Source organism: Bradyrhizobium sp. LeoB3 (assembly GCF_055456055.1).
In genome coordinates, this window is record NZ_JBVBEF010000158.1 from 1 (window position 1) to 11,007 (window position 11,007).

The 11,007-nt window shown below is 59.4% G+C and carries 8 protein-coding genes and 2 pseudogenes; 6 read left to right on the forward strand and 4 right to left on the reverse strand.

From position 1 onward, the window contains the following. Nucleotides 1–481 precede the first annotated feature (481 nt). The 3 genes and pseudogenes from ACZXDY_RS42685 to ACZXDY_RS42695 form a co-directional block, all read right to left on the reverse strand. On the reverse strand, nt 482–628 hold the full coding sequence (locus ACZXDY_RS42685) for a DUF6894 family protein (protein WP_035692965.1): 147 nt from the start codon (nt 626–628) through the stop codon (nt 482–484). Between the two features lie 492 nt (nt 629–1,120). Next, the gene (locus ACZXDY_RS42690) at nt 1,121–1,426 is read right to left on the reverse strand and encodes a hypothetical protein (RefSeq protein ID WP_464349612.1); all 306 of its coding nucleotides are present in this window, start codon (nt 1,424–1,426) and stop codon (nt 1,121–1,123) included. A gap of 208 nt (nt 1,427–1,634) precedes the next feature. Next, nucleotides 1,635–2,021 (reverse strand): annotated as a pseudogene (locus tag ACZXDY_RS42695) (SOS response-associated peptidase family protein); the annotation flags it as partial. Between the two features lie 88 nt (nt 2,022–2,109). Here ACZXDY_RS42695 and ACZXDY_RS42700 point away from each other — a divergent pair. Continuing rightward, nucleotides 2,110–2,529, forward strand: a pseudogene (locus ACZXDY_RS42700) (IS66 family transposase); the annotation flags it as partial. 173 nt (nt 2,530–2,702) lie between these two features. Here the strand turns inward: ACZXDY_RS42700 and ACZXDY_RS42705 are convergent. Further along, nucleotides 2,703–4,286, reverse strand: coding sequence for a porin (locus ACZXDY_RS42705; protein ID WP_464349613.1), 1,584 nt, complete (start codon nt 4,284–4,286; stop codon nt 2,703–2,705). A 421-nt stretch (nt 4,287–4,707) separates the two neighbouring features. On the opposite strand from ACZXDY_RS42705, the gene ACZXDY_RS42710 reads away from it, so the two are divergent. The 5 genes from ACZXDY_RS42710 to ACZXDY_RS42730 all read left to right on the forward strand — a co-directional run bounded on the left by ACZXDY_RS42710 (nt 4,708) and on the right by ACZXDY_RS42730 (nt 10,462). Continuing rightward, nucleotides 4,708–4,995 (forward strand): hypothetical protein, encoded by a 288-nt coding sequence (locus ACZXDY_RS42710; protein ID WP_464349614.1) that lies wholly within the window; start codon nt 4,708–4,710, stop codon nt 4,993–4,995. A 757-nt stretch (nt 4,996–5,752) separates the two neighbouring features. Further along, on the forward strand, nt 5,753–6,712 hold the full coding sequence (locus tag ACZXDY_RS42715; RefSeq protein WP_051397340.1) for a LysR family transcriptional regulator: 960 nt from the start codon (nt 5,753–5,755) through the stop codon (nt 6,710–6,712). A gap of 226 nt (nt 6,713–6,938) precedes the next feature. Then, on the forward strand, nt 6,939–8,132 hold the full coding sequence (locus ACZXDY_RS42720; protein ID WP_464349615.1) for a CaiB/BaiF CoA transferase family protein: 1,194 nt from the start codon (nt 6,939–6,941) through the stop codon (nt 8,130–8,132). Next, nucleotides 8,129–9,073 carry a hydroxymethylglutaryl-CoA lyase gene (locus tag ACZXDY_RS42725; RefSeq protein ID WP_464349616.1) on the forward strand — a complete coding sequence of 315 codons (945 nt, stop codon included), beginning with the start codon at nt 8,129–8,131 and terminating at the stop codon, nt 9,071–9,073. Before ACZXDY_RS42720 ends, ACZXDY_RS42725 begins: the two co-directional genes overlap by 4 nt. Before the next feature lie 42 nt (nt 9,074–9,115). After that, nucleotides 9,116–10,462 (forward strand): MFS transporter, encoded by a 1,347-nt coding sequence (locus tag ACZXDY_RS42730; RefSeq protein ID WP_028169127.1) that lies wholly within the window; start codon nt 9,116–9,118, stop codon nt 10,460–10,462. Nucleotides 10,463–11,007 lie beyond the last annotated feature (545 nt).

Genomic DNA, 11,007 nt, shown 5'->3' on the forward strand with positions numbered 1-11,007 from the left:
ACGAACCTGCCTCTCTAAATATGCTCGCTCTTGCGGACTCAGCACCAACGGCTCGATTGGCCGGCCTCTAACACCTGCATTCGCCACAAGCGCTCTCCTCTACAGAGAATCGAGCCATCATATAATGTGACGAACTTGCGTTCCAGATGACTAGCTCGGGGACGTCTAGGGCCGTTTCGGGGGCTCCCAATTGAATAACGGAAGTGACCCCACCTCGTGGAGAAGAGTGAGGTTCACTCCCGCTATTTTCAGGCGTCCCAACAGACGCGCTTTGCTAAGAGCGCCAATCACACTCGTTCCTGCGAGGGTCCTGTTTTTTTAGGGCAGATGTCCTAGCCCGGACAGCACCTGGATCGATCTGGTAAACGGGCTAGTTGGCGTGTTCTCTTATCGTGGCGCCATAGCGGGCGCGCTGTTCATCCTTCTTCGCCGGTGATGCTGATCCGGTAGAGCGAGCGGCCATGAGCCTTGACACGAGGCTTCAGCTCTCCCCCGGCTGCAGCGACGCTTCGATGTCGCGGGTCAGCAACAGAGCTTCCTTCCAGGCAGCGCCATGGTGTCGAAGCTCCGTTCCGACTTCGTCCTGAAACGGGAACCTTCCGGTGATGTGAAAGAAGTAACGGGGCATTGACCGCAACCACGACTTTCAGTTCGCGAAACGGGATCGTCCGCAGACCGTTCCTAAACAGATTGCCAGGAACGCTAAGCTGCCGGACAAATTGAGGAGGTGATGCGGGGCCAATCGGCGCCAGGGAGCGAGCGTCTGGACCGGTGTATCGGTCATGGTTGAGCATGCAGATACTTGCCGCACGCGCGCCGAGCAATGTCGGCAACAAGCTGCGACGACGGTTTGTCCAATCGAAAAACAGCTGCTGCTGCGGTCTTCTGAAGAATGGCTAAGGCTCGCACAACTACCAGCGCTTGGCTCACGCGGGGACTCTGTCTTTGCGGCATTTCGGGCGGCCAGCCTGTCCTCCTCGGGACCGCGCATGACGATCTTTAGGGCGTCGTCAGGCAGCGGCCGCTGGAGGCGCGTCACCCACAACCCGTGACGCGCAATTCACGGAAACCTCAATGTTGCTGGTTCATGCTTCGGCCCGGAAGTAGGAATCGTGCTCCCCTAGGTGCCACGTATCTCCAGCCAAACCAGCCCCATAACGATGCATACCATCAGCCATGGGTGGCGGTGCATTACGAAATCGATCAAAGCCCCACCAATCGCGGATGTGCCGACCAAAAAGCACAATGCATAAGCCAGCCAAGGCCAGTTCTTGTGTTTGGCCTCCGGGTTCCGCTCATGGGTCCTTAGCACTGCCCGCTTGGCCGGATTGGTCTCCGTCTGGTTAGTCTTGGCAATCTCGGCCGGCGCCAGCCGATACTCCCTCTCGGCGAACTCTGGGTAGAGGTCGCCGAATGGCGCTCGCATGACCCGATCCATGGTGTCGTTCAGTTCTGGCTTGTTGTGACCAAATTGGAATTCGGTCCTGCTTATACGCACCTCTCACGAGAACGACATTATCCAGGCGCGAACGCACCCTCTCCGTTCGCGAACGCCGCAGCCAGATCTGCTGACCGCCCTGAAGAACCCCTATGCTGATGCCGCCTGCCACGGAAAGGCCATACAAAGGCCGGTGTCAGGCTGCCAGCCTGTCTTCTTTATCCGGCCCTCGCAGCACGATCTTGAGTGCGTGATTGGGCAACGGACGCTGAAGGGCCTTGGCTTCATCCCACGGTGCGCGCCACACGTCGCGTTCTTCGCCAGTCGTCAGGATAACCGGCATGGCCTTGGGATGGATCGGGGCGACGACCGCGTTCGGTTTGGTGGTCAGGGAGCCATAGACGAGGTGAGGGCCGGGGATCGGCGTCGACTTGGTGTCCCGGTCGCCCTTGAACTCGGTCCAGATCCCGGCAAATGCGGTAAGCGGCCGATCGTCGTCCAGTGCGAACCAGACCACGTCCTTTTTCTTCGTCTCCGGGTTCGGCTCGGGCGCGTACTCGGCGAAGCTATTGAAGGGCACTAGAGCGGTTCATGGCTAGGCTGAATCGGTAGGGATTCCCTTGCGGGCCGGTTTGTGATTCAAGGTGTTGGCTGGGTCTGGGGGCCAGCATCTGATGAGCCGACCTCTTTCCAATGATCTGCGTGAGCGTGTTGTTGCAGCCGTAGGTGCGGGTGAAAGCTGCCGGGCGGTTGCGACGCGATTTGGCGTGGCGGCGTCCTCGGTGGTGAAGTGGTCACAGCGCTATCGGGCGACGGGTTCAGTGGCGCCCGGCAAGATAGGCGGATACCGCAAGCCGGTGCTGGAACCGCATCGCGCCTCCATCAAGGAACGGATTAGCCAGACGCCGCATCTGACGCTGCACAAGCTGAAGGACGAACTTGCTGCCCGTGGCGTCGAGGTCTCGCACAATGCGGTCTGGACAGGAAGAGGTAAGGCCAATTACTGCCTCAACCGCAGGGATGCATTTGCCTGCTTTCTCGACGACGGACGCGTCCGCATGTCGAACAACGCCGCCGAACGCAAACTATGGGCCGTCGTCGTAGGAAGGAGAAACTTCGACTGTCGCCGGACTCATGAGCGCGGTGAGCGTGGGCTGCGATCTAGTACCCTTATTGTCAGCGCCAAGCTCAGCGATATCGATTCACGAAGCAACTTAGCAACACGCCGGATTGCTTCCTCGCCGTTTCCTCGCAAAGAAGGCGATCAGAAGTTTCGCTGCGCGCGGAGCTCGAGCAGGAACGTATCCTGGTCCTTGAACTCGTAGCGCGCCAACGGCTTCGGCGCGGACGCGCCAAGCACGGCCGATCCCTTGAAGTTCTGGTCGAGGTGGAACCACTGGAATTCGGCCGTGAAGGTCAGGTTCTTGACCGGGGTCCAGCGGGTGTTCACGCCGAGCTGCGAGATGTTGAAGTCGGGGTTGCAGACGTAGTCCGCGCTGACCGCCTTGGCCGGCGTGGTGTAGTTCGCGCACATGAAGGCCTTCGCGGCACCGTCATAGCGGACCGCCACATACGAGCCGAACAGGCTCGACGACCAATACGGGTCCCAGTTATGATTGAACGCCCCGCGAACGCCAAAGGTCTCCGTCAGATGCAGCGAGCCGTCGCCGCCGGCCGCGACCGGCAGATAGACGGCATCGGTCGTCGCACCGAACCCGATGCTCTGATAGGCGCCGGGCGCACTGGTGCTGCCGAACATGGCAAAGCTTGGCGAGGTTGAAGACGACGAGACGACGTACTTCGTCGCGCCCTTGGCATAGCTCGCGTCCAGCTTGAGGTCGTCACCAGCGCCGCTCGGGATGTTCTTGATCTGCAACGCCGCCTGTGCGGCGCCGCCCCACGAGGTGTCGGGATGTCCGGAAAGCTCGGATGCCGCGGTCGGCGCCGCGCCCGGCAGTCCGACGGCGCCCGCCGGCGCACCGAGCGCGTTGAGGGTGTTGTAGGAGCCGCTGACTTCATGCGCCGCGGCAGAAATCTGGAACAGGCCCCAAGCCTGGTCGATGCGGATATTGCCGACGACGTCGGGCGCATGGACGCCGGCATAGGCGTTGCCCGAGTTAAACGTGGCGTTCAGCGGCAGCGCCAGATTGTAGACCGCGGTGCGATCCCAGACCGTCGGATCATCCAGGCCGATGCTGGCCGACACGCCATTGCCGAACTGCGCGGTGTACTGGATGTTGTTAACGCCAGTGTCGGTGTTCTGGCCGCCGAGCAGGAAGTCCGAGATGTTGCCGGGAAAGCCCTGCCAAGGCGACGCGTAGGCCGAGGCCGACTGACCAAGAGTGAAGCCTGCGAACTGAATGAAAAGGTACTGGATGGTGGTGTAACCGCCGCCGGGAGTGTCGAGCAGCTGCGCGCCGGCCACCGGAAGCGAGCCGTTGATCGAGTTCGGGTTGAAGGTGTTGTTGCCAAGCGTAGAGAACTGAAACCGGCCCATCCCGAAGGTGCGGACCGTGCCATATTCGGTCTGCGTGCGGGTATCGATTGACAAAGCCATACGGGACCGCGCTGCGAAGTAGTCACGATAGCGGTTACCCTGGCCGATATCGCCATTCCAGGCGGGCGAGCCCTGCACGCCGCCGTTGAAGGTGGCGTCGACCCGCAGATAGCCGCCGATCTTCATGCAGGTGTCGGTGCCCGGGATGTACCAGAAGCCGCCGCCGTACAGCGAGCAGACCTTCACATACTCGACGGCCTTCGCCTTGATTGGAAGATCGGCTGCTTGCGCGCCCCCGACGGCCATCAGGCCGGCGGTTGTGCCGCGAATAAGTGTTCGCGCCCGTATCATGTTTAAAGTCTCCTAATCCCCAACATGCACACGCATGCTGACGCGGTAACTAATGCAAAAACTTCCGTGAAGAATAACAACGCGGTGAAGTCGATGCCGCCGACCGTGAGCTGTGACGTTTTCGCCACGCGACAGTTCGGTGATCATCGAACAACCCTATTCGGTCTTTGCAGATCAGATCTGTCAGCAGAAAGTGGTGATCGGTCGCTTGCGCATCTTGCGGCGTAGAAGGCATATTTTGCGCGCGTAAGTATCCGTGCATTTCCCGTGCTTTCCATGGGGGTTCAAACCTGTCGCTCCAGCTCACGCCCACCGCCGCGAGCGAAGTCAATGTCACGGCCGTTGCGGCGCTCGCGGGCTCCTCCCACCGCTACGGCGACCATTGCCGCGGGCATGTACATACCGGGCACCCCTTTTCACATTGCTGAGCATTGATCCGAATGGCCAGTCCGGCACTTTCGATTCGCCGTCGTTCGAGGGCTCATTTACCGAGAACGTCACGACTCCACCGGGCTATGGCACGCAGAACCTTGTTCCGGTCCTTGCTCTTCATTATCTTCGCGTGAATCGCATTGAGCCGGTCGAGGAGTTGGCTCGCACCGCGTTGTTGATGAAGCCGACAGCGCTTGCGAGCGGTGTCGCGGTGCCGTTACCGAATGTCGTGCTGCCAGCGCTCGTGTTGGCGAGAAAATTGACGTTGTTGGCGTAGTCCGCCGGCGTCGAGCGGCGTAGACCGTCGGCATCAGGCTTTGCGGCGCAATGCCCGGACGGAAGCTCACGAGAGAAAGTACGACGTAAGAGCGCCGAGGCCGTTCATTACGCTATAAGGCTGGGGTCCGGTCGTCGTGGATCGCCTTGAGAGTTTGCGCTGCGTGCGGTCCTGCGTTAATTGCGGGATGACCCGTCCGACACTTGGCGTCGTGCTGTTGGGAAAGCCAACTGGCGGCGAAGCCGAGATTTGTTGAGCGAGTGCCGGCAACGGCCAGGAACGTAGTTGTTAGCAGCAACGAGTTCAGACGCATGAATCCTCCTCAAAGAATGGGGCAGTCCTCGAGTCGATTTGGAATCCGTCGTACGTCAGATTCGGGACACTAGAGCATGTTCGGGTCTGATTGAGTCAGAACCGAAGCTCCCGCGGACTTTTGCGGCAAAGCGAAAGTCAGATCGCAGGCGGTAGCCGCAGACCCGGTCGAACATGACGCGAAGCGGCCTTCATTGATATCGATTTCGTGATCCGACGCGGCCCATCCGACGAACTCGTTTTTATGACAGGATCGGCTGAGTGATCACACGGTGGACGCGCACCGTCTCCCCTAACCCGAAGAATTGGCTCATAGCCTGGAGTTGGAAGATTCTCGGCTCGATTCGGCGCCAGTTAGTATGAGATTCTGATTTTTTCCGATTCTTCTGCGACATTTGAGAAATCAGTGGATGTCTGTTGCGATAACTTCTGTCTGGGACGTTGCATGGAAAAGACACGGCCGATTCGGTCAAAGCCGCCCTACAAGATTGATCTCGTTCGGCGTATTGACCTCACAACCTTGCAGTTATTCATCGCAATTTGCGACGAAGGTAATTTGACGCGTGCGTCGCAGAGAGAGGCAATAGCGCCTTCCGCAGTCAGTAAGCGCATGCACGATCTCGAGGAGACGCTCCAGGTCGCTCTGTTTGAAAGACACTCGAATGGAATGACACTGACGCCGGCAGGCGAATCTCTGTTGCATCATGCGCGCGTCACGCTGCTCAACATCGCGAAGATCGCGGTCGACATGGCGGAGCACGCGCGGGGTGTGCGTGGACATGTGCGAATGTTGGCAAACCTGTCGTCAATCGTCGAATTTCTGCCGGACGATCTGCCCGGATTCTTTCGCTCTCACGAGTTGGTGCGGCTCGATCTTCAGGAGCGCTCCAGCGCCGAGGTCGTTCGCGGCCTCGAGGAAGGTGTCGCGGATATCGGCATCTGCTCCGCAGACGTCGCCACGCGCGGGCTGGAGCGTTATTCGTATGGAAGGGATCGCCTCGTTATCGTGGTAAGGTCCGATCACCCGCTGTCCGGCACGACGAAAGTCTCATTTGCCGATACACTGGACTACGATCATGTGGGCCTGTTCGCTACAAGCTCGATCTATCTTCGCTCGCAATACACGGCGCAACAGCTCGGCAAGTCGATCAAACTAAGGGTCCACGTCCCTGGTTTCGACGCCGTCTGCCGGATGGTGCAGGCCGGAATGGGCATCGGCTTGATCCCGAACCGGGCATTTGCCGTCTTGAGCCACGGCATGAACTTGTCCGCTGTCGAGCTGAGCGATGAATGGGCGGATCGTGAGCTGGTGCTGGTTGCCAGAGATCCCGTAGGGCTGTCGGCGACGAGTCGCTTGATGCTAGATCACCTCAGACATTCCCGCAGCACGCACTATAAAGCATGATGACTTTTCTTCGAATCGTCGTCCCGCTTCTTAGCTCTTTGTTTGAGCATGTTCGTTTCACGCTATTGCTTCGCGTTTGTCGTGAGAGAAAACCTGGCCATGCTCTAGTATCGCTCTCTTCGCGTGCGTTCGTCATCTGCGAACGCTCGTTCATCAACGGATATTGGACTCAACCCGCGTTGCTCGGCAACACCTCGACAAAACAGCGTGTCGAGGAGCGCCAGAGATGGTCGGGCCGTTATCCGGTATTCGCGTTGTCGAACTAGGAACACTCATCGCTGCGCCATTTGCGGCGCGGCTGTTTGCCGAATTCGGCGCAGATGTCATCAAGATCGAGCAGCCCGGCGTTGGAGATCCGCTGCGCAAGTGGCGAAAGCTCCATCAAGGGACATCGCTGTGGTGGTATCTGCAATCCCGCAACAAGAAGTCGATCGCAGTTGATCTGAAGTCGGCGGAAGGGCGTGCGGTTGTTCGTCGCCTGGCTATCCAAGCCGACGTTGTGATCGAGAATTTCAAGCCGGGCAACCTTGAGAAGCTCGGCCTCGGCTGGGACGCGCTCTCCGCGCTCAATCCGAACCTGACCCTGGTCCGTATCTCCGGCTACGGGCAGACCGGTCCTTATCGCGATCGATCGGGATTCGGCGCGATCGGTGAAGCCATGGGTGGATTGCGATTCACCACTGGCGATCCTGAGAGCCCGCCGGCACGCGTCGGTATCAGCATCGGCGATAGCCTGGCTTCGCTGCACGGCGTGATTGGAGCGCTGATGTCGCTGCTTCGGGTCAAGACAGGCCAGGGCAAGGGGCAGATCGTCGACGTCTCGCTTTACGAGAGCGTGTTCAATCTCATGGAAAGTCTGGTTCCCGAGTATGATCTCTTGGGCTATGTCAGGACCCGGACCGGCGCAGCACTACCGGGCATAAGTCCCTCCAATACCTATCCAAGCTCCGATGGGCTCTACGTTGTCGTCGCCGGCAACAGCGACGCGATATTCAAGCGTCTGATGCGTGTGATCGGCCGCCCTGATCTCGGTGAAGATCCGACGCTCGCCAACAACGACGGACGCGTACGGAGGAATGCGGTGCTCGACGCCGCCGTCAGCGACTGGACCTCGCAACGAACCATGGAGGAGATCCTCTCCCGTCTTGATGCGGCTGACGTTCCTGCGGGTCGAATCTATTCGGTCGCCGATATCGTGGAAGACCCCCACTACGCTGCCAGAGACATGATCCTGCCGACCGAACTCCCCGGCGGCATCACCGTGAAGATGCCTGGTATCGCGCCAAAGCTATCGGAAACGCCGGGTGGCGTAAGGTGGCCTGGTCCGACACTCGGGCAACACACCGACGAGGTCTTGACATCGCTCGGCCTCAACGAGGAGGACATTCTGCAACTGCGCCGCAGTGGAGCGGTGCAATGACCGCCGATCTGCCGGACATTTTGATCCAGGAAGTCGCACCACGCGACGGGTTGCAGATCGAGCCGCAATGGATCGAAACGACCGAAAAGATACTGCTGATCGATTGCCTGTCTGCTATTGGCTTCCGACGCATCGAAGTTTCGTCATTTGTTTCGCCAAAGGCCGTCCCTGCGCTGCGGGATGCAAGAGATGTATTTGCCAGCATCAGACGGCGACCTGGAACGGTCTACACAGCGCTGATTCCAAATCGGAAGGGCGCCGAGCTCGCCTTGGCGGCACGGGCCGATGAACTAAACTTTGTGATGTCGGCGAGTGAGACACACAATCGCGCGAACATGAACATGACGCATGATGGCTCGCTCGCATCCCTTGGTGAAATCATCGAACTGGCCCACGCGGCTGATGCATTGGTCAATGCCACGATCGCGACGGCGTTCGGCTGCCCATTCGAGGGAGCACAGCCGTCCGGAAAGGTCCTGGACATCGTCAAACGGTACCTCGACCTCGGTGCCGATAGCGTAACGCTCGCAGATACCACGGGCATGGCCAACCCCAATCAGGTCTCGCGATTGGTGGCAGAGGCCTTGACGCTTCTACCCTCGGACAGGCTAACGCTTCATTTCCACAACACGCGAGGCCTCGGGCTGGTCAATGTGCTCGCGGCCCATAACAGCGGCGCGCGCCGCTTCGATGCAGCGCTGGGCGGATTGGGTGGTTGCCCATTTGCGCCGGGCGCGACCGGCAACGTTTGCACCGAAGACCTGGTCAATCTCTGCCATGAGATCGACCTGAGGACCGGCCTCGACCTCGATCGCTTGATCGACCTTTCGAAGCGATTGCCCGCATTGGTCGGACACGACGTGCCGGGCCAAGTCGCAAAGACCGGGCGTCCGCTGGACCTGCACCCCGTTCCAGAACGATCGCGGCAATCCCCCGCCTGAACAACCTGCAATCACATTTCAAAAAACATATCGGAGGAAATCATGACGATTACTACAGCGCCTGCTGTCGGTCTCGATGCGACGATCAGCGAGCAGCAAGTCATCAGCAAGATCGCCTGGCGCCTGATGCCGTTGATCATCGTCTGCTATTTCTTTGCATTCTTCGATCGCGTGAACATCAGCTTTGCCAAAGCATCGCTCCAGGCGGATCTCGGTCTCAGCAACACAGCCTATGGCTTCGGCGCGAGCCTGTTTGTCGTCGGCTACGTCCTATTTGAGGTGCCGAGTAACATGCTGTTGTATCGCTTCGGCGCCCGGCGCTGGATCGCCCGCATCATGATCTCATGGGGGCTCGGGACGGCGGCCATGGTGTTTGTCCAGAGCGAATGGCAGTTCTACACGCTGCGCTTCGTGATTGGCGCCATGGAAGCCGGATTCGCTCCCGGTATTCTCTATTATCTGACCCTTTGGTTCCCAAAATCCCATCGCGGGCGCATGACTTCGGTGTTTTTTCTCGCGACCGCATTTTCGGGCATCATTGGAGCGCCGATGTCCGGCCTCATCCTTAACTATATGAACGGGCTGCACGGTTTGGACGGCTGGAAATGGCTGTTCCTCGCCGGCGGTCTGCCATGCGTTGCCCTCGGAGTGGTCGTCCTGCTTCGATTTGACGACAGCATTGATCATGCGAAATGGCTCAGCACTGATGAGCGCCGTCTCATCTCGGTGCAATTGGAGCGGCAGAAGAATCAAATTGGCGAGCGCTCAGCCTGGCGATCGTTGCTGATGCCCGGCGTTCTGCTGCTTGGGTTCATCTACTTCCTGATCCAGATCGCGTCGTATGGACTCAATTTCTGGACGCCGGATCTCATAAAGGCGGCCGGCGGGGGAAGCGCGAGCGCGATCGGCTTCTTGACCGCCATTCCCTATGTTTGCGGCGCGATCTGCATGCTGATCGTCGGACGGCTCTCTGATGCATCCGGCGAACGTCCGAGGTTTGTTGCCGGACTTATCTTGGCTGCAGCATTCGGCTTTTTCGCCACTGGCGTTTTCAACAACAACGTTCTCTTGCTGGTTGGTGCGCTTGCCGTTCTTGGCGGCGGCGTGGTGGCGTCAATCCCGACATTTTGGACATTGCCTCCGAAGATACTGACGGGCGCCGGCGCCGCGAGCGGGATCGCGCTTATCAACACGCTGGGCCAGGTGGGCGGCATTGTGAGTCCGATCATGGTTGGCTCAGTCAAGGATCTGACGGGCAGCACGACGCCGGCGCTCTTTGTCATCGGCAGTCTTTGCGTGTTCTGCGCAGTGCTTTTGTTGACGGCGCTTCCTCGTGAGCTCAAGTCCAAGGACTTCCACCCAGCGCCGTCTCAGTCACTTCGGCGGTGAGAAGCGATTGAATGAGGCCCACTAGCAGCACCGTCAGGTATCGCGGGACATCGAAAGTATGGGCGGCGGCCGCTATTATCACGATACTTGCGCGCGCCACGAAGCCAGGCCGATGCCGCACCGCGCTCAGAAAGTGCTACCCGGGGAGCGCCACCGACCGGATAGCGACCGTTGCCGCGATGGGCGACTACTTGAAGCTTCCCTTCGACAGCTGCTACAAGTTATCAGAACGTTTGAGATCGACTTGGCCGCGATTACGGATTAATCACAGAGCCCGCGCATCGAGGCGTTACAACGAAGCCCGATGTGCGACGCGTCGTTTGGCGAATTCTCGGCATAATCTTTTTACGGCGATAGCCACGCTATGAGAGCAAGTGGCCGAACGCCATAGTCGGTCGCCGCAACAACCCAAAGGGCAGTCATACATCGAAGAACACCGTTTCGTCAGCGCCCTGCAGGTACACGTCCAGCTTGTAGACGACGTTGCCGCTGTCACCTTCACGCTGGGCGATCAAGGTCGCGCGGCGATCGGAGGGCACCAGGGC